Here is a 19614-nt window from a genome sequence, read left to right as displayed (position 1 = left end):
ACTTAATAAAAACCCTACCTTATTTTTAAATTTCTTTGATGTCTTTTCTCAATTTTTCCAAAGCGCCATAAATTCTTTTTTCTACGGCCTTTACTGAAATATCCAGAATGAATGCAATTTCCTTGAATTTTTTTCCTTCTACCCGGTTCATTAAAAATGCTACCCGCTGTGCCTCTGACAAATTGTTTATGGCCTTTTCCAACTTCTCCTGATATTCTTTTTCTTGCATCAAAAACTCTGGCGATTCATTTGTTTGAGACTTTTGCTGGGTTTGTTGATGTTTGAGAACGATCTTTTGGTGGGCGACCTCATTCAACATTAAATTGTTGGCAACGGTGAATAGGTAGCTTTTTGCTTTGCTTGGTGGTACCTTTTTACAATTTTCCCATAACTTTATAAAAGCTTCCTGTACTTTATCTTTAGGATTTAATTGCGATCCAAACTTGTAAAATAGAAATTTGTATAAATGGTCTGCATGGGTCCTGAAAGCCTTTGAAAATAGGGCGTCATCACAAATATGATCTTGTAAATCTTTGGGCATTTTGGAGGATTAGTATGTGTAAATGTAAAAAAAATGTAATTTGAAGGTAGGAGATTTTGAAATTTAACTGTTTCATATTCAAACACGTCTTTTAAAAATTTAAAGCTATGCAATCACTTTTAAAATTTTCACTCACTTTTTTAGTTTTATCTATGTTGGTTTTTTCTTGCCAAGATGAAGAAGTCATTATTGAAACCCCCCCAGCCGAAAATATTTTGGAATCGGAATCCAATCTGGTGGTTTTAATGAATATGGCCGTAACCAATGATGGTTCTGTTGATAATCTTCTAGATAATTCCAGTTGTACTGAGGTTGTATTGCCTGTCACGGTTACCGTGAACCAAACCACCATCACAATTGGCTCTTTAGATGATTTGTGGATGGTTGAAGAACTATTCACGCCAACGAGTGATGAAGTGGAGTTTACTTTCCCAATTACTGTGGTAATGGGAGACTATTCCGAAATTATCATTGAAAACCAAGAGCAATTGGACGCCCTTATTTCTGAATGTTTTGAAGAGCCTGAAGTCATTGAATGTGTTGATTTTCAATATCCCATTTCTTTCTCCATTTATAATACCGATTTTCAAATAGTTGATACGATTGAAATTAATAGTGATGAAGCTCTTTATGCATTTTTGGAAAGCTTGGAAGGCTCTGAGAATGATGTGGTTTTAGCAAGTTTAAACTTTCCGGTGACTTTGGTTTATGCTAATGGTAATACTATAGAAGTTAATAGCAATCAAGCTTTGGAAGAAGCTATTAACAGTGCTGAAGAGGATTGTGATTATGTTAATTGTAACGAGGAGCAAGTGGATGCCTATTTAACCGAATGTCACTGGAATGTGATATCTGTAGCAGGAGACGCTGAAACTTTTGCAAATTATATGATCTATTTTGATGAGAACGGTACAGCCTATATGGTTGATGGAGATACAACGGTGAGTTTTGGTGACTTTAATTGGGGTACCTCAACTACTGACGCTGGTGCAGGAGTCGTATTAGATATCTCGGAAATTGGCTGGGGTGCCGAGGTTATGAATGGATCTTGGTTGATAGAAACATGTAATACAAGCGAGTTTATTATGACTCAAGAGTCGGTTGCTGGAACCATAGAGTTTATTATCTCCCAAGACTGCACAGAAATAGAAAATCCCTTCAATTGTTTTGATGACATGACTATCACGGCCTGTGATTACGATGGGGATGGAGTGGCTCTTTTCGATTTGGAAACCCAAGTTTTAGGAAACATTATTTGCGATGTAGATTTCACTCCTTCGTTTTATATGACTATGCCTGATGCAGAAATGGCAGTAAATCAAATTCCTGCAGCAAGTAATTTTTCAAATCAAATGAATCCACAAACCGTCTACTTAAGAATAGAAAATAATAGTGGTAATTTTCAAGTTTTTGAAATTCATTTAGAAGCTGTTGAATGTGCCGCTGAATGTTCAGAAGTAGATGTTGATGGTTATTTACAGAGTTGTACTTGGAATATAGTGAACTATAATGGCAGTGATGATTTGGTGGTTTATGAACTTACATTTAATGGAGATGGAACTTTTAATATCATAGGAAATGGTCTAGATACAACGGCTATTTGGTCAACATCCCAAACACCAACTGCCGGTGTGGTGGTCACTTTTAATAATGTTGCGGGACCAAATATTCAAGCTATTACGGGTAATTGGGCTGTAGTGGTTTGTGAGGAAAATAGCTTAATGTTGGAAGCTCTTAATAGTGAGGGTACTATGGTTCTTGAGAGTACTTGTGATGATTGTGCTAATCCAGGGATTCTAACTAATGATTTGGTTCTTTACATGCCGTTTTCCAATGAGGCTAAGGATTTGATAAGTGGCAATGTGGCTGAAAACATTAGTAATGAGTTTGTAATGGATAGAGATGGCAATCCTACCTGTGCTGTTGCTTTTACAGGTGAAGATTCCTTTAGTATTCCTGTAACTGATGGAAATGCATTGGTTCAGGGTGATGATTTTTCGGTGAGCTTATGGTTTAAAATGCAAAATGATGATGCTGGGAATTTGGAGACCCTCTTTCAAAAAGGAGAAGGATTTTCAGAAGGATTCCAATTGGCAGTATATGATTTAAATACACCTTTGGTAAGCGATACTACAAGCGGATATGGTCTTTGGGATAATGATTGGAATCAAGAGGTTGATGTAGTATGGGATAATTCCGATTGGCACCATCTTGTGGTTACTAGAGATTCCAATAATACTATACGACTTTATCGTGATGGTGTTTTGAGAAATATAGACGAGAATTCTAATTTTGATATAGATTCAGATCCTTTGTCAAATTATTTGTTAGGTGATGATTTTACTGGTGCTTTAGATGATTTAAGGGTCTATAAAAGAACCTTGAGCGATAACGAAGTAGGAGATCTTTATAGCCTTGAAGGAGAATGTTACCAATGCTTATAATACAAAATTAATTAATCAATAACTAAAACTTAAAAACAGTAAACACATGTAAACCACTTTTAATTTTGCATCAGTAATAATGTTATCACTCACAATGTTGGTATTGTCTTGTTCATCGAGTGATGATGACTCCCCAAACAGTTCCAATTCAACCCAAGAAGTAGTTGATACTGCACAATCAGGAAATTGGGTAATTACTTATTTTTTTGATACTGATAGTGAAGAGACTAGTAACTTTACGGGTTATACTTTTACCTTTGGAAATGGTGGTGCTTTGACGGCCACTAATGGTAGTACAACGGTAACCGGAACCTGGTCTGTAACAGATAGTAACAGTAATGATGATAGCCCTGACGATCTACATTTCAATATTAATTTCTCCTCTCCAGCAGACTTTGCTGATTTAACTGATGATTGGGAGATATTGAGTTATACTTCTTCAAAAATAGAATTGAGAGATGTAAGTGGTGGAAATGGAGGGACTGATTTATTAACATTTGAAAAACAATAATCTCAGTTTTTGGTTGGTGACAGGAAAAGTGTAATTAATAGCAATTTATCTACTTAAGCTTTTCCTTTGGCTTTTAAAGCCATAAAATTAAGCACATGTTTGATTCTCGTATTTGATGTTGGATTTAGCATGTGCTTTTTTTTAAAAAACAGACTTATAAAATAAAAAAAAGTCTTACATATTAAAAGACAAATAATTACATTTAGAAACCCTTAATCTAACCATATATTTCCTGCTCTTTTAATCGAAATCTAGTATGAGAAATATCATTCTTTTAGTATTTGTTTTGTTTTTATGTAATATGGCTTCTTCTCAAAGTGTTGAATGGGAATATATAAATCCAAATTATTTGACACAGGGAAAGTCTATAACCAGGAATTCACAAAACCAAATCATTTCAGTAGGAAATGGTGGTCCAACTACCGCCTATAACGAATACATTAATACTCAAAAATTGTCACCACTAGGAGATCTTATTTGGGAGGAATCTATAGCTACAGGTTTAACTAACAACTACCATAGTGTAACTTGGGTGGGTACGGATAGTAATGATAATATATTTGTAGTAGGCTACAGATTTACACTCTCAGGATCAAATCAAGTGCCAAATGCAATTAAGGTTTTGAAGTATGATAATAATGGAAATCTATTGAATAATACAACGGTTGATGGTGTATTTGGTTCGGGTGCTAATACAAATTTAGGCCATAGGAATAAAGCTGAAATTGATGAAAATGGTAATCTATATGTGGCAACAACTGGTACTGTTGATAATATTACATCAGGATATGTTCTGTTGAAATTTGATAATAATGCGAATCTTCTTTGGAGCCGAACAAAAAACTTTAGCAATGTTCATTTGGTGAGGAATATGGATTATAATAATGGAAGAGTAGTTTTAACTGGAAAAGCCGCATTTTCTGATTTTGATAATAGGTTAGTGGCTTGGGATAGTTCAGGAAATGAGTTATGGTCAACACCTACAACTGGAGCTGACCAAACATGGGGAACAGATGTTGTTATGGACTCTTCAGGAAACACCTATGCTTTAGTCCAAATTTATGATGTCAACGATAATTTAAATGTAGGTTTGGTTAAGTATAATTTATCAGGAAATACAGTTTTTGTAATTACTTATCCGTTACCTAATCAAGATTCTACCTCAGGAAGACTTAAAATGTTACCGAATGGTAATTTGGTAATATCGGGGACTAATTGGTCTGTCTCTGGAGGTGGAAAACTATACGTTGCTGAGGTCTTAACCTCAAATGGAACAATTGTTTCAGATGGTATTTATTCACTTAATCAATCTAACAATTGGGTTTATAATGTTGAGGTAGCTCCCTCAGGCAATTATTATGTTTCAGGTACTTCTGATAATCAAGGAGGTGCACCAGCAGAAATGTTTTTATATGCATTTTCTACAACTAATGGGTTTGAGTGGTCAACTACCTATAATAACGAAGGAGTCTTACCTATGGGTCTAGTATTGGATTCGAATGAGAATGTTTATGCTGTTATGGAAATTAATTACACGGTCGTTAAGTTTGGTAATAGTATAACTTTATCTGATGATGAATTGTTTGACTCAGAATATGTTTTTGGTTTTTACCCTAACCCTGTAAAAGACGTATTAAACTTGAAATCAAATCAAGACATTTTTGAAGTAAAAATCTTTAATTCAAGTGGTCAGCAAGTATTTAAGCAAAAGCCTTTAAATAAAAATATAAATATTGGTCATCTAAAGCAAGGGTTTTATATTGTTCAAGTAATGATGAATAATGGTAAAATACAGACTAGTAAAATATTTAAGATTTGATAATTCTTTTTTGAATTAATAATTTTTAAAACGGTTTGATTAATAGAGAATCAGTGAATTGAATAGGTTCATTTAAAAGACTGCTCTATGCAGTCTTTTTTATTCGTATAAACACATTAAAATGTTTAAATTTGCACTTCTTAAAATTTCAAGTAACATATGTTTAATAGTTTAAGTGAGAAGTTAGATAAGGCGTTACACGTATTAAAAGGACACGGGAGTATTACCGAAGTCAATGTAGCGGAAACCTTAAAAGAGGTTAGAAGAGCGTTGCTGGATGCCGATGTTAACTTTAAAATTGCCAAAGAATTTACCAATAGGGTTAAGGAGAAGGCCTTAGGTCAAGATGTTTTGACAACTCTCCAGCCGGGTCAATTAATGGTGAAAATTGTAAAAGATGAATTGACCCAATTGATGGGTGGTGATGCCGAAGGAATCAATTTATCTGGGAATCCATCTGTTATTTTGATGTCTGGTTTACAAGGGTCTGGTAAAACGACTTTCTCTGGTAAATTGGCAAACTATTTAAAAAATAAGAAGACCAAAAAACCTTTATTGGTTGCCTGTGACGTGTATCGTCCAGCTGCGATTGATCAGTTACATGTGGTTGGTGGCCAAATAAATGTCGAGGTTTTTAGTGATAAAGGAAATCAAGATCCTGTTGCCATTGCACAAGCAGGTATTGCCCACGCTAAGGCAAATGGACACAATGTGGTTATCATAGATACCGCTGGTCGTTTGGCTGTTGATGAGGCCATGATGACCGAAATCTCAAACATCCATAAGGCGATTCAGCCACAGGAAACTTTATTTGTGGTTGATTCCATGACTGGTCAGGATGCAGTGAACACGGCAAAGGCCTTTAACGATGTCTTGAATTTTGATGGTGTTATTTTAACCAAGTTGGATGGTGATACCCGAGGAGGAGCCGCCATTTCAATTAAGTCTGTTGTAGATAAACCAATCAAGTTTATTGGAACAGGCGAGAAGATGGATGCGATTGATGTGTTCTATCCTTCGCGTATGGCAGACCGTATTTTGGGGATGGGAGATGTTGTGTCTTTAGTGGAAAGAGCTCAGGAACAATATGACGAAGAAGAAGCGCGTAAGCTTCAGAAGAAAATTGCCAAAAACCAATTTGGATTTGATGACTTTTTAAGTCAGATACAGCAAATCAAGAAAATGGGAAGCATGAAGGATTTGATTGGCATGATCCCAGGTGCTGGTAAAATGATGAAAGATATTGATATTGATGATGATGCCTTCAAGCATATCGAAGCAATAATCCATTCCATGACTCCAGAAGAACGATCAACACCTTCTGTTTTGAATGCTACTAGAAAAAAACGTGTAGCAAAGGGTTCTGGGACATCGGTTCAAGAAGTGAATCAGTTATTGAAGCAATTCAATCAGATGAGCAAAATGATGAAGATGATGCAAGGAGGCCGCGGCAAACAAATGATGCAAATGATGAAAAATATGAGGTAATCCCTCATATTTTTTATTTATAAATACAACTCAACAAACAGGATATGACAATTTTAGACGGTAAGAAAACAAGTAGCGATATCAAGGCTGAGATCGCAGAACAAGTAGATAGAATGAAAGCTAGAGGAGAAAAAGTTCCTCACCTGGCTGCAATTTTGGTTGGAAATGATGGCGCTAGTTTAACCTATGTGGGTAGCAAAGTTAAAGCTTGTGAGTTGGTAGGATTTGAATCTACACTTGTGAAAATGCCTAGTACAACCAGTGAGATTGAGTTGTTGGAAAAAATTCAAGAATTGAATGCCAATCCAGAAATAGATGGATACATTGTTCAATTGCCTTTACCAAAACAAATCGATACCCAAAAAGTGCTTTTGGCTGTTGATCCAGATAAGGATGTCGATGGATTCCACCCTATGAATTTTGGAAGGATGGCTTTGGATATGAGTACTTTCATTCCAGCTACGCCATTTGGGATTTTAGAGCTTATGGAGCGCTACGGAGTAGAGACCCAAGGTAAGCATACTGTGGTTATTGGACGTAGTCATATCGTTGGTCGTCCTATGAGTATTCTTATGGGTAGAAAAGGATTTCCAGGGAATTCTACTGTAACCTTAACGCACAGTCATACCAAAAACATTTCCCAAATAACGTCTCAAGCTGATATCATCATTACTGCACTTGGGGTTCCAGGTTTCCTTAAAGCCGAAATGGTAAAGGATGACGTAGTCATTATCGATGTTGGAATCACTAGAGTTGCTGATGAGTCCACGGCAAAAGGTTATCGCATCACTGGTGACGTAGATTTTGAAAACGTAAGTAAAAAGGCAAGCTTCATTACCCCTGTTCCTGGTGGTGTAGGGCCGATGACCATTGCCATGCTTATGAAAAATACGTTATTGGCTAGGGAAAGACACCTAAAAAGCAAAAAATAGAATTTGCTCTACGCTGGTTTGTCCCTGCGATATTTAAGCATAGAAACTCCAGATAGGAAAAATATAAATCCTAAGATTGTTAATGCCCAAGGGCTTAAGGATATGAGGTTATTTCCAAAAATACCAAGTACTCCTAAGACGAGTCCTATCATACCTCCAACGGTTAGGATGATTGCTAATATACGTATCATAAATTGATGATGGTTTTAAAGTAATCAATAAGGGATTACGTGTTAATATAGCATCAAGATAGGATACTATTTCCTGATTAAAAGGGTAGTTATAAAAGTTTTAACAACTGAAGTGCTATCTCCTGGAGCGTCTGGGTCTTGTTTTTTCTGTGAAATGTTTCTTAGATTCCCCAAGTAATTTATTGAGGTCCTTTAGTTCTTGATCCGTTAATTTACGGTATTTTCCAATGGGTACATCCAAAGGAATATTCATAATACGTACCCTCTTTAAGGTCTGAACTTCATAATCCAAATATTCACACATTCTTCTAATTTGGCGATTCAATCCCTGAGTCAAGATAATTTTAAAAGTAAAGGAGTCTATCTTCTCAACGTGGCATTTTTTTGTAACCGTATCAAGAATAGGAACGCCTTGAGACATTCGTTCAATAAAAGTTTGGGAAATGGGTTTGTCAACTGTGACTATGTATTCTTTTTCGTGATTGTTTGAGGCCCGAAGAATTTTATTGACAATATCTCCATCATCAGTCAATAGGATAAGGCCTTCACTAGGTTTGTCCAGTCTTCCAATAGGGAAAATGCGTTTGTGGTAATTGATGAAGTCAATGATATTGTCTTTTTCAACTCGGGTATCTGTCGTACAAACAATGCCCACAGGTTTATTGAAAGCCAAATAGGTGAAATCGTTCTTTTTGTTGGAAATTAGCTCTCCGTCAACAAAAACTTGATCACCGGGAGATACTTTAGTTCCCATTTCTGGGACTTGTCCATTTATGGTAATGCGGCCCTGTTCAATTAATTTATCAGCTTCCCTTCTGGAGCAATATCCAGCTTCGCTCAAGTATTTATTTATTCTTACTTGGTTGTCTTCCATGGCTGCAAAGATAGTCTAACTTTCTATAAAGTGATATATGTGGTTTGAGACACTTTCATCATAAAGCGAATGACCAAATCCTTCGGTTGTTATCAAGGTACTGTTTTTAAAATTGGAATTTATTAAAACGGCATCTTCGTAAGGTATAATAGGATCTGTTTTGTCATGGATAATTAAACCTTCTGAAAGAATGGTTTTAAGGTGCTTTACAGAAGAGAAATCATCCACCTCAATGCCATATTTATCTTTGATTCTTTTTTTAATGGCGTTTATGGTTTTTTTATTGTAACCCATCATTAGAAAATACCGACTAATGATATCTGAAAATTCAGATGGGGCTCCCAAAAGCACTACTTTTTTTACAGAAGGGGGTTGGTATTTGTGTAAATAATAAACCGAAGCCATTCCTCCTACGGAATGGCCTACAATGATTTCTGGATGGAATCTTTTTGTAGCTTCGTTGATAAATTCGGCATACAATAAGGCATTAAATCTTCTGCTTCCCGACCGTCCGTGGGCTGGAGCGTCTAGTGCTACGACTGTATGACCTTTTGCTTGAAGTTCTGGTATAATAGCTCGCCATCTCGCAGAATTACTTTCCCATCCGTGTACTAATAGAACCGTTTTTTTGGTTCCTAACCAACGGTAGGTCATAATTGGAGTTCCTTGATGGTTTAATTCTTCATGGAAGGCCGAATCCAAAAAGTCAGATTGTTCCTCGTTGATTTTTCCCTTTAATGGCTTTGTAAAAAGGAACAGGGCCATCCTACCAGCTAATTTTGATGAAAAAAGGCTGACCGAATTTATTTTAAATCCAATAAGTTTTTGAATAATCATTTTTACTTCTCTTCTCTATGCACTGCATCCATGGAAAAGGCAGGCAAACAAATAGCAACATATTCACAAGGTTCAGCAAATGGATTGGAATATTGGATTCGGGTATTTTTTTGAATTTTAATGGATTGGCCAGCACTTAAAACCACAGTTTCTCCTTCAATAATAAATTGTTTTTTACCTCTAAGGACCAACGTGTATTCATCAAATTCTGGGGTTTGAAATGGTTCACTCCATCCAGAAGGAGCAATCATATGAGCGATACTTATTTCCGAATTACCATCAGTGGCGTTTCCAAAATGTTCTTTAATGATTTTTCCGTCAGTTGTAGGGACTACGAATGGTTCAGTTTGTATGATGAATTTTTTCATTTTTTTTCTAGAGGTTTACGTTTAATCATCCCGCCTTTCAGATCCTTAACCAAGGACATTATAATAAAGGCTTTGCTGTCTATTTTGTCAATCTCAGTGTGCAGTTTTGCTAATTCCAAGCGGGTAACAACGGTATAGATTATGTCCTTATCATAGCTTTTTCCCTCACTTCCATATCCGCCCTTTCCTGCATAAATAGTGCAGGCCCGTCTTAGCTTTTCAATAAGCATGTCTCTAATAGCTTCATGCTCTTTAGATATAATGGTTACTCCTACATATTCCTCAACGCCATCTACAACAAAATCTACTGTTTTTGCTGCTGCCAAATAGGTTAAAATGGCATAGAGTGCAATTTCAATAGAGAGCATATAAGCTCCAAAGGAGAATATAACAATATTTATAAGTAACAGAACATCACCAACCGTTAAAGAGAGCTTTCTGCTTAAAAAGATAGCTAAGACCTCAGTCCCGTCAATTACAGCTCCACCTCTTATGGACATTCCAATTCCTAATCCAAGGAAAAAACCACCGAAAACAGCAATAAGTAATTTGTCATCAGTAATGGTTGGGTAATTGAAATAATGAACAACAAATCCCAAGAAGGCAATGGCAGCCATACTTTTAATAGCGAATTTGATATTAAAGGTTTTAGCGCCCAAAATTAAAAAAGGAAGGTTAACAAGAATGAGTAAAAAACTTAACTCTATTGTTGTAATGTTCTCTAATAAAAGCGAAATACCTGTAGCTCCGCCGTCAATAAATCCGTTGGGGAGTAAAAAACCTTTCAATCCAAAACCAGCAGAAAACACCCCAATAATGATATAAAGTGATTCCTTAGTAGCATGTGAGACTTCCACCTTTAGGGACCTAATGGCAGGTACAAGTTGCCGTTTAGTTATGGGTGCCGAAGGAGCTTTTGCTTTAAGCTTTTTTCGGGCGATATCTGCTAGTATTTTAGAGAAAAAAGGGTTCATTGGTTTACCAACCTATCATGAAGTACTTGATTTTTGCTTGATCAGGTATTTGGATGGCTTCAATTTTAGCATTTTGGTCAAATTGAAGTTCTCCAGGCAATTCTGATTTTTCGATAGTAAAGAAACCATCAAATTCGTTAACAAAAACCACAACATTCCTCCAAGTGGTTTCAATTTTTGATATTTTATAGTTTTTTTCCAAATCGCCAAAAGTGCTATTTACATTGATCCCTTTTGGAGTTTTGAATCTTGGGTCGATCACCTTTACTGTTGAAATAGTAGAGGTAGAGTCATTTTTAGATTTAGCGGTTAGCTCAAGTAATGACTTGCCTTCCTTATCAAATATTTCGATGCCTTTGTTCGGGTTCATCATGGCATCTCTACCAGTTAGAATTACAACCGAATCATTCGAAAATAAAGATTTGATGTCTTTCACTTGAGTAGAATCTGTAAGTAAACCAATATGTCCTTTGTCAATTTCAAAAGGGTCTTGGGTTCTTTTACATCCCATGGTTATTAAAGCTAAAGCAGTTATAATAAAGGGGTATTTTTTCATAAAATTGAATTGTTGTTATATAGATATATTATTTAATCATTTTTCCTAAAATTCCTAATACACTTCTTATTACCGTAGGGCTGGTAAGTACTTTGACAATCGGATTTTGCCGGTTGTTTGATGAATAGGATTTTCTCGTTTTTGCCTTTTCAAATTTTTCCTTTTCTTCTTTGGCTTTTCTTTTAGTCTCTTCTAGTTCAGCTTTTTCAATCTTCTCCAACAACATTTCATAGGCACTTTCGCGATCTATGGTCTCATTGTATTTGGATACTAGTTTAGATTCGCTTAATAGTGTATTTAATTCTTTTTCAGTAAGAATGTCCATTCTGCTCATTGGAGCTCTCATCATGGTGGCAGCCAATGGTGTTGGACGACCTTTTTCATCCAGTGCAGAAACCAAGGCTTCTCCAGTTCCTAGTGAGGTGAGAACGTCAACAGTATCATAATATTCTGAGTCTGGATAATTTTGAGCAGTAAGTTTGATAGCTTTTCTGTCTTTAGCCGTAAAAGCTCTTAAGGCATGTTGTACCTTCAATCCTAGTTGACTTAAAACGGCTTCTGGAACATCGGTTGGATTTTGGGTGACAAAATATAAACCAACTCCTTTACTTCTAATTAGTTTGACAATACTTTCTATTTGATCTAGTAAGGCATCTGATGCTTCATTGAAAATCAAATGGGCTTCATCTATAAAGATGACCAACTCAGGTCTTCCTGAGTCGCCTTGTTCTGGAAAGGTCGAATAAATTTCTGCCAAAAGGCTCAACATAAATGTTGAGAAAAGTTTAGGCCTGTCTTGGATATCTGTTAATCTAATGATATTGATGTAGCCTTGACCCTGGTCATTTATTCTCAAAAGATCTTGCGTGTCAAAAGATTTTTCTCCAAAAAATAGATCGCCGCCTTGTTGTTCAATTTCAATAATCTTTCTTAAAATGGCACCAGTAGAAGCAGTTGAAATTCTACCGTAGGATTCTTGGAATTCATCCTTACCTTCATTAGTGGCATATTGAAGGATTTTTTTAAAGTCTTTTAAATCCAGTAAAGGTAGCTTGTTGTCATCACAATATTTGAAAATAACCGATATGATTCCAGCTTGAGTTTCGGTAACACCAAGGATCCTTGATATAAGAACAGGGCCAAATTCGCTAATGGTAGCTCTCAATCTTACGCCACCTTGTTCGGAAAGTGACATAACTTCAACAGGAAATGATTTTGGAGTGAAATGCAAACCTATTTGCTCATGTCGTTCATCGATTTTTGCATGTCCAGGACTTGGTTTGGCTAAACCGCTTAAATCACCTTTAATGTCCATTAAAAGCACAGGGATGCCTTTATCACTCAAATTTTCTGCTAGAACCTGAAGGGATTTTGTTTTTCCGGTTCCCGTGGCTCCGGCAATAAGGCCATGACGATTCATGGTTTTTAAAGGGATGTTGACAAACGCATTTTTAATGGTTTCTCCATCTAACATGGCCGAACCAACGGTGATAAAATCTCCTTTGCAGGCGTTACCCTCTTGAATAAAATTTAAAAAACGTTCTTGTCTTTCCATCCTTGAAAATTTTTATAAAAGTAGTACAATTTTAATCAAGTTTAAAATGGGTGATAATGGGTTATTATCATTTAAAACCTGTAAAATATTTCTAATATATCTAGTGGCTAATGGGTTATTGGTTATCTTTGCGCCGATGAAAAAAGAGATGCAAGCATTGGTAGAAAGAGGTGAAATGTTACCTCTTATGGAAGAATTTTATACCATTCAGGGAGAAGGATTTTACAAGGGTACAGCGGCTTATTTTATAAGAGTTGGAGGTTGTGATGTGGGATGCCATTGGTGTGATGTCAAAGAAAGTTGGAATGCAGAATTGCATCCACCTACAGAAATTACAACAATAGTGGAAAATGCTTCAAAGTACAGTGATACAATTGTAATTACAGGGGGTGAACCATTAACTTGGGATATGGGGCCTATAACACGACAATTAAAGAATAAAGGACTAAGGATTCATATTGAAACTTCTGGGGCATACCCTTTGACAGGTGAGTGGGATTGGATATGCTTGTCGCCTAAAAAAATGAAGCTTCCTACCAAAGAAGTTTATGAGAAAGCTCATGAGTTAAAAGTGATCGTTTATAACAAAGATGATTTGCGGTTTGCTGAAGAGCAGGCAGCTCAGGTTTCCGAAAATTGTATTTTGTACTTACAACCAGAATGGAGTAAGCGCGATAAGGTGATTCCATTGATAGTTGATTATGTTATGAATAACCCCAAATGGAAAGTGTCACTTCAAACACATAAATATTTAAATATTCCGTAATAAAAAGAAAGCCTTGAGTAATCAAGGCTTTTCTATTTTTAATCTTCTACTTGTTCAGGTTTTGGTTGCTCTTTTACCGGGACAATAACTCTTAAATTTCCCCATCCCACGTACATGCTTCCATCGTCTGCAAATGCAATGGAAAAAGGTTCAAGGTAATCTTCAGATGAGCTCACTGGAGCAGTACATCTTAAGACGTCGTTTTCTTCATTGTAGCTATAAGCACCCCATACATCTATATCTTTATTAATAATAAAGACCCATTCCTTCTCTCCAGGAATGGAAAATAAAGAGTAAGTTCCTTTTTTTATGGCTTTTCCGCCAAAAAAAGCGTCTTTGTAGAAAGTGATTTCTGTAGCCTCATTGGCTCCTGTTCTCCATACTTTTTCTAAAGGAGTTAGAGATTCTACTGTTCTTCCTCTTAGTTGAGGTCTACTATAAATAACTTTTACCAGTTTGTTTGGTTCATTGTGGCTTGAAGGGTATGCAGCAGCATCCATGGGACTTACGTCCAAATCTTTAAAATCTTGGGCGCTGGTTCCCACAGAAAAAAGTGAAAAGCAAAGAATAAATAGAGAGGTTTTTAATAGGTGTTTTTTCATGTTACAATTTTTTAAAGACTTAAAGATAAAATCATCTATCCAATTAAACGAATTTTTTGAAGAAATGATATGAAAAGTTAACTATAAGTTCTTAAAAGAGGTTTAATACTTTTAAAATGATATTGTGTTAACTGTTTTTAGTGTTAAATGAAATCAAAAAACGTTTTGTTGTTTTTAAAATGAAACTATAAACGCATATTTGCTTCGTTATTAATACTAAGTTTTAAAAATATGTGTGGAATAGTATGTGCGTTTGATTTAAAGCAGAAGTCTGAGGTTTTAAGATCTCAAGTTTTGGAGATGTCTAAAAAAATTCGTCATCGTGGTCCGGATTGGAGTGGAATCTTTGATAATGATAAGGCTATTATGGCGCATGAACGGTTGGCGATTGTAGATCCAGCTTCAGGAAAGCAGCCTCTTTTTTCTCACGATAAAAGTTTGGTTTTAGCGGCTAATGGAGAAATATATAACCACAGAGAGTTGAGAAAGCAGTTTGAAGGAGATTATGAGTTTCAGACTGAAAGCGATTGTGAGGTAATTTTGGCTTTATATAAAGAAAAGGGCGTTGACTTTATTGATGAAATGAATGGCATTTTTGGATTTGCTATTTATGATGTGGAGAAGGATGAATATTTCGTTGCCCGAGACCATATGGGAATAATACCATTATATATAGGGTGGGATGAAAATGGAACTTTTTATGTTGCTTCAGAATTAAAAGCATTGGAAACCTATTGCACTAAAATTGAGTTGTTTCCTCCGGGACACTATTTACATAGTAAGGATGGTGAAATGGTTCAATGGTATAAAAGAGATTGGGTGGATTTTGATGCCGTTAAGGATAATGAAACAAGTATTGAAAAAATAAAGCAAGCTCTTGAAGCGGCGGTACACAGACAATTGATGAGTGATGTGCCTTACGGGGTGTTGCTAAGTGGCGGATTGGATTCTTCGGTTACTTCGGCTATTGCTAAAAAGTTTTCCCAGAAAAGAATCGAAAGTGGAGACGTGGCTGATGCTTGGTGGCCGCAATTGCATTCTTTTTCTGTAGGCTTGGAAGGCTCCCCCGATTTGGCAGCTGCTAGAAAGGTTGCTGACCATATTGGGACCATACATCATGAAATTAAATTCACAATACAAGAAGGCTTAGATGCTATTAGAGATGTAATTTACAATCTTGAAACATATGATATTACTACGGTTCGAGCCAGCACCCCGATGTATCTTATGGCCCGAGTGATTAAATCTATGGGAATCAAAATGGTGTTGTCTGGAGAAGGAGCTGATGAATTGTTCGGTGGATATCTTTATTTCCATAAGGCGCCAAATGCCAAAGAGTTCCATGAAGAAACTGTTAGGAAACTGAGTAAATTGCATATGTATGATTGTCTCAGGGCTAATAAAAGTTTAGCGGCTTGGGGCATTGAAGGAAGGGTTCCATTTTTAGATAAGGAATTTATGGATGTAGCTATGAGCATTAATCCTCAAGATAAAATGATTAATGGCGAACGTATGGAGAAATGGGTCATTAGAAAAGCATTTGAAAGTTATTTGCCCGAGAGTGTTGCTTGGAGACAAAAAGAGCAATTTAGTGATGGTGTAGGATACAGTTGGATTGATACCTTGAAGCAGGTTGTTAATGAGGCTGTGTCAGATGAGCAACTAGCGAATGCTAAATATAAATTTCCAATTCAAACACCTACATCTAAAGAAGAATTTTATTATCGTTCCATCTTTGCTGATCATTTCCCAAGTGATGCTGCAGCTATGTGTGTGCCTCAAGAGCCAAGTGTAGCCTGTAGTACCAAAATTGCTTTAGAGTGGGACGAAGCCTTTAAAAATATGAATGAGCCATCTGGTAGGGCTGTGTCAAAAGTGCACGCCGATGCCTATTAAAAGTTGTTTTTTGTTGTTTTAATTCCTTTCTTTATTTTTCAGAATCCCGCTTATGCGGGATTTTGTCATTTTATCAAGTTTGCTGGAAATGTTAAAAGTGGGTAAAATTCAATTTAAGGTACTTTTTAGCGGTTTTAAGAGGTTTTCTGGAAATTAACAATTGTTGATAATTTAATGGTAAAGTATCTCAAATGCTTTTAAAAGGGGCTTTTAATTCGTATATTTGAAAGTCTGAACCTAGATGCACTGAGTGCATTTTTTTATGGTTAAAGAACAAGTTTTTTCTGGTTCAGATCATTGAATTAAAACAGCTAAATAACTAAAATATATTTTATGAGCGAAGAAGCTAAAAAGCAGTATTCCGCCGATAGTATTCAGGCATTAGAAGGGATGGAGCACGTAAGAATGCGTCCTTCCATGTATATTGGTGATGTTGGTGTAAGAGGGCTTCACCATTTGGTTTATGAGGTGGTGGACAACTCCATTGACGAAGCTTTGGCAGGTCATTGTGATCGAATAAAAGTGACCATTAATGAGGATAATTCCATTACTGTAGAGGATAATGGTCGTGGTATTCCTGTCGATCTTCATAAAAAGGAAGGAATATCTGCTCTTGAAGTAGTTATGACCAAAATTGGAGCTGGGGGTAAATTTGATAAAGATTCCTACAAGGTATCTGGAGGTTTACATGGTGTTGGTGTGAGTTGTGTGAATGCGCTATCAGAACATTTAAGAGCAACCGTTTATAGAGATGGTCAAATTTGGGAACAAGAATATGAACGTGGAAAATCACTTTATCCAGTAAAACCGATTGGAGAAACAGAGGAAAGAGGAACCATTGTAAGTTTTAAACCAGATCCACAAATCTTCCAGCAAACGTTAGAATACAGTTATGATACTTTAGCTAGTAGAATGCGTGAATTGGCTTATTTGAATAAGGGAATCACCATTGTATTGACAGATAGAAGAGCGACTGATAAGGAAGGTGAATTTGAAGGTGAAATATTTTATTCTGAAGAGGGGTTGACTGAGTTTGTGAAGTATTTAGACGGAACAAGAGAGCCTATCATGAAGGATGTAATTGCTTTTGAAGGAGAGAAAAATGGTATTCCTGTTGAGGTGGCCATGGTGTATAATACGTCTTATGCTGAAAATTTACACTCTTATGTAAATAATATTAATACTCATGAAGGAGGGACTCACTTATCCGGTTTCCGTAGAGGTTTAACACATACCTTAAAGAAATATGCTGATGAATCTGGAATGTTAGATAAACTGAAGTTTGAAATTTCAGGAGACGACTTTAGAGAAGGATTAACAGCAATTGTATCCGTTAAAGTTGCGGAACCTCAGTTTGAGGGACAAACCAAAACCAAATTAGGTAACCGGGAAGTTTCGGCATCCGTAAGTCAAGCCGTTTCTGAAATGCTAACCGATTATTTGGAAGAGCATCCAGATGATGCCAAAATTATTGTTCAAAAAGTAATCTTGGCGGCCCAAGCGCGTCATGCGGCCCAAAAGGCCCGTGAAATGGTTCAGCGTAAAACGGTGATGAGCATTGGAGGCCTACCAGGAAAATTAAGTGATTGCTCCGAGCAAGATCCTGCAAAATGTGAGGTGTTCCTTGTAGAGGGTGATTCGGCAGGTGGAACTGCAAAACAAGGGCGTGATAGAAACTTTCAAGCAATCTTACCGCTACGTGGTAAAATTTTGAATGTGGAGAAGGCGATGCAGCATAAGGTGTTTGAAAATGAAGAGATTAAAAATATTTTTACGGCTTTAGGAGTGACCATTGGAACCGAAGAAGATAGTAAAGCTTTAAATCTTACCAAATTACGTTATCACAAAATCGTTATTATGTGTGATGCGGATATTGATGGTAGCCACATTGCTACTTTAATCTTAACGTTCTTCTTTAGATATATGAAGGAATTGATTGAAAACGGACACGTCTATATCGCAACGCCTCCTTTGTATTTGGTTAAAAAAGGTAATAAAAAACGTTACGCTTGGAATGATAAGGAGCGTGATGGTATTGCAGAAGAGTTTGGAGGAAGCGTAAGCGTTCAACGTTACAAAGGTCTTGGAGAGATGAATGCTGAGCAGTTATGGGATACAACCATGAATCCTGAATTTAGAACGCTTCGTCAAGTAAATATTGATAACGGTAGTGAGGCAGATCGCATTTTTTCTATGTTAATGGGTGATGATGTACCACCTCGTAGAGAATTCATTGAGAAGAATGCCATCTACGCGAATATTGATGTATAGACTATCTTTATTCTTTATATTTATTTCCTCGACTGTATTTGCACAAATTGAGGATTTAGTTGGAGTGACACAGGATTTGGTATTTCTATCAGAGCAATATGTGACTCCAGCTGCAGAGGCTGCAGTGTACCAATCTTCAGGAGGTTGGTACACATCGGCTAAAGCAAAAGACTTATGGGATTTTGAGTTTTCTCTTCAAGGAAACATGTTGTTTGTCAACTCTAAGTATGATTCTTTTTTAATTGACGAATCCCAACTTTACAATTTAACCATTCAAGGTGACGAAACCACAGCTTATTCTCCAACCGCACTTGGAGGAGATGATTTTGTGCCCTTGGAAGGACATATAGGAGATTACACCTTTGAATTTGACTCTCCTGAAGGATTGAATGAATCCAATGTTAAACATGCCCAATTACAGGTGGCAATGGGACTTTGGAAGGGAACTACAGTGATTGTTAGGTATTCTCCAGAAATCAAGATTAAAAAGACCTATTATCAAATTTTAGGTTTTGGATTGCAGCATAATCTGAATCAATGGTTTCAAAAAAGTAATGCAGAACCTACTTTTAATTTGGCTGCCTTAGTTTCTTATTCAAATTATTCCGTAAGTAATACATTTTCTGCCGTAAGTACTCCTTTGGGTTCTTTAAATACCATTTCTGTAGACGGAAAATCCTGGGCTTTTAATCTTTTAGCTTCAAAGGAGGTTAGCAATTGGACTATTTCATCGGCTTTGGGTTTGACATCAAGTAGTTTTGAATATACTATGGGTGGAGAAGGAGAGGGTTTACTAGAGACTCTTAATAGTGCTTTGGAAAACCTTGCTGACAGTAAATCAATGTTCAAGGCCGATTTAGGTGTAGACTATCGATTCCATGATTTTTCATTTAACTCAATGATCACTTTCGGTAAATTCACTAACTTAATAGTTGGTATCAATTATAATTTATAAGGCCAAATTATAACTTTCCTTTTTTCATACACCC

The 19614-nt window shown here is 36.4% G+C and carries 18 protein-coding genes; 9 read left to right on the top strand and 9 right to left on the bottom strand.

Going from position 1 to position 19614, the window contains the following annotated elements:
• Nucleotides 1-25: 25 nt before the first annotated feature.
• Nucleotides 26-541 carry an RNA polymerase sigma factor gene (locus tag LOK78_RS12380; protein ID WP_232635119.1) on the bottom strand — a complete coding sequence of 172 codons (516 nt, stop codon included), beginning with the start codon at nucleotides 539-541 and terminating at the stop codon, nucleotides 26-28.
• Between the two features lie 107 nt (nucleotides 542-648).
• On the opposite strand from LOK78_RS12380, the gene LOK78_RS12375 reads away from it, so the two are divergent.
• The 5 genes from LOK78_RS12375 (at nucleotide 649) to LOK78_RS12355 (ending at nucleotide 7735) form a co-directional block, all read left to right on the top strand.
• Entirely contained in the window at nucleotides 649-2985 is a 2337-nt protein-coding gene (locus LOK78_RS12375) for a LamG domain-containing protein (protein WP_232635118.1), read from the top strand.
• A gap of 79 nt (nucleotides 2986-3064) precedes the next feature.
• Nucleotides 3065-3496: a hypothetical protein gene (locus tag LOK78_RS12370; protein ID WP_232635117.1), complete on the top strand. Its 432-nt coding sequence runs from the start codon at nucleotides 3065-3067 to the stop codon at nucleotides 3494-3496.
• A 256-nt stretch (nucleotides 3497-3752) separates the two neighbouring features.
• Complete coding sequence (locus tag LOK78_RS12365) at nucleotides 3753-5315, top strand: T9SS type A sorting domain-containing protein (RefSeq protein WP_232635116.1); 1563 nt, start codon at nucleotides 3753-3755, stop codon at nucleotides 5313-5315.
• A 159-nt stretch (nucleotides 5316-5474) separates the two neighbouring features.
• Nucleotides 5475-6803 (top strand): signal recognition particle protein, encoded by a 1329-nt coding sequence (gene ffh, locus LOK78_RS12360; protein WP_053970157.1) that lies wholly within the window; start codon nucleotides 5475-5477, stop codon nucleotides 6801-6803.
• A gap of 44 nt (nucleotides 6804-6847) precedes the next feature.
• On the top strand, nucleotides 6848-7735 hold the full coding sequence (locus LOK78_RS12355; RefSeq protein ID WP_053970156.1) for a bifunctional 5,10-methylenetetrahydrofolate dehydrogenase/5,10-methenyltetrahydrofolate cyclohydrolase: 888 nt from the start codon (nucleotides 6848-6850) through the stop codon (nucleotides 7733-7735).
• Nucleotides 7736-7743: 8 nt separating this feature from the next.
• On the opposite strand, the gene LOK78_RS12350 is transcribed toward LOK78_RS12355, so the two are convergent.
• From LOK78_RS12350 to LOK78_RS12320, 7 genes are all read right to left on the bottom strand, one after another.
• A complete protein-coding gene (locus LOK78_RS12350; RefSeq protein WP_082316494.1) occupies nucleotides 7744-7926 on the bottom strand; it encodes a hypothetical protein in 183 nt (60 codons plus the stop codon).
• A 115-nt stretch (nucleotides 7927-8041) separates the two neighbouring features.
• Nucleotides 8042-8800: a 23S rRNA pseudouridine(2604) synthase RluF gene (gene rluF / locus LOK78_RS12345; protein WP_232635115.1), complete on the bottom strand. Its 759-nt coding sequence runs from the start codon at nucleotides 8798-8800 to the stop codon at nucleotides 8042-8044.
• Between the two features lie 15 nt (nucleotides 8801-8815).
• Complete coding sequence (locus LOK78_RS12340) at nucleotides 8816-9565, bottom strand: alpha/beta fold hydrolase (protein ID WP_232635114.1); 750 nt, start codon at nucleotides 9563-9565, stop codon at nucleotides 8816-8818.
• 74 nt (nucleotides 9566-9639) lie between these two features.
• Complete coding sequence (locus LOK78_RS12335) at nucleotides 9640-10005, bottom strand: cupin domain-containing protein (protein WP_166961278.1); 366 nt, start codon at nucleotides 10003-10005, stop codon at nucleotides 9640-9642.
• Nucleotides 10002-10979 (bottom strand): YitT family protein, encoded by a 978-nt coding sequence (locus LOK78_RS12330; protein ID WP_232395435.1) that lies wholly within the window; start codon nucleotides 10977-10979, stop codon nucleotides 10002-10004. Before LOK78_RS12330 ends, LOK78_RS12335 begins: the two co-directional genes overlap by 4 nt.
• Before the next feature lie 4 nt (nucleotides 10980-10983).
• On the bottom strand, nucleotides 10984-11535 hold the full coding sequence (locus LOK78_RS12325; protein WP_232635113.1) for a hypothetical protein: 552 nt from the start codon (nucleotides 11533-11535) through the stop codon (nucleotides 10984-10986).
• A 28-nt stretch (nucleotides 11536-11563) separates the two neighbouring features.
• On the bottom strand, nucleotides 11564-13090 hold the full coding sequence (locus LOK78_RS12320) for a helicase HerA-like domain-containing protein (protein WP_232635112.1): 1527 nt from the start codon (nucleotides 13088-13090) through the stop codon (nucleotides 11564-11566).
• 136 nt (nucleotides 13091-13226) lie between these two features.
• Between LOK78_RS12320 and LOK78_RS12315 the strand changes: the two genes are divergently transcribed.
• Nucleotides 13227-13856, top strand: a complete 630-nt coding sequence (locus LOK78_RS12315) for a 7-carboxy-7-deazaguanine synthase QueE (RefSeq protein ID WP_053970390.1) — start codon at nucleotides 13227-13229, stop codon at nucleotides 13854-13856.
• Nucleotides 13857-13894: 38 nt separating this feature from the next.
• Here the strand turns inward: LOK78_RS12315 and LOK78_RS12310 are convergent, their stop codons facing one another.
• Complete coding sequence (locus LOK78_RS12310) at nucleotides 13895-14458, bottom strand: DUF2911 domain-containing protein (protein ID WP_166961290.1); 564 nt, start codon at nucleotides 14456-14458, stop codon at nucleotides 13895-13897.
• Between the two features lie 231 nt (nucleotides 14459-14689).
• On the opposite strand from LOK78_RS12310, the gene asnB reads away from it, so the two are divergent.
• From asnB to LOK78_RS12295, 3 genes are all read left to right on the top strand, one after another.
• Entirely contained in the window at nucleotides 14690-16354 is a 1665-nt protein-coding gene (asnB, locus tag LOK78_RS12305; RefSeq protein WP_232635111.1) for an asparagine synthase B, read from the top strand.
• Between the two features lie 333 nt (nucleotides 16355-16687).
• A complete protein-coding gene (gene gyrB, locus LOK78_RS12300; protein WP_232635110.1) occupies nucleotides 16688-18625 on the top strand; it encodes a DNA topoisomerase (ATP-hydrolyzing) subunit B in 1938 nt (645 codons plus the stop codon).
• Nucleotides 18618-19580 carry a DUF6588 family protein gene (locus tag LOK78_RS12295; protein WP_232635109.1) on the top strand — a complete coding sequence of 321 codons (963 nt, stop codon included), beginning with the start codon at nucleotides 18618-18620 and terminating at the stop codon, nucleotides 19578-19580. Before gyrB ends, LOK78_RS12295 begins: the two co-directional genes overlap by 8 nt.
• Nucleotides 19581-19614 lie beyond the last annotated feature (34 nt).

The sequence above is a fragment of the Mangrovimonas futianensis genome, from assembly GCF_021245805.1.
Taxonomy (GTDB): domain Bacteria; phylum Bacteroidota; class Bacteroidia; order Flavobacteriales; family Flavobacteriaceae; genus Mangrovimonas; species Mangrovimonas futianensis.
This window is presented reverse-complemented; position numbering and strand designations above follow the sequence as displayed.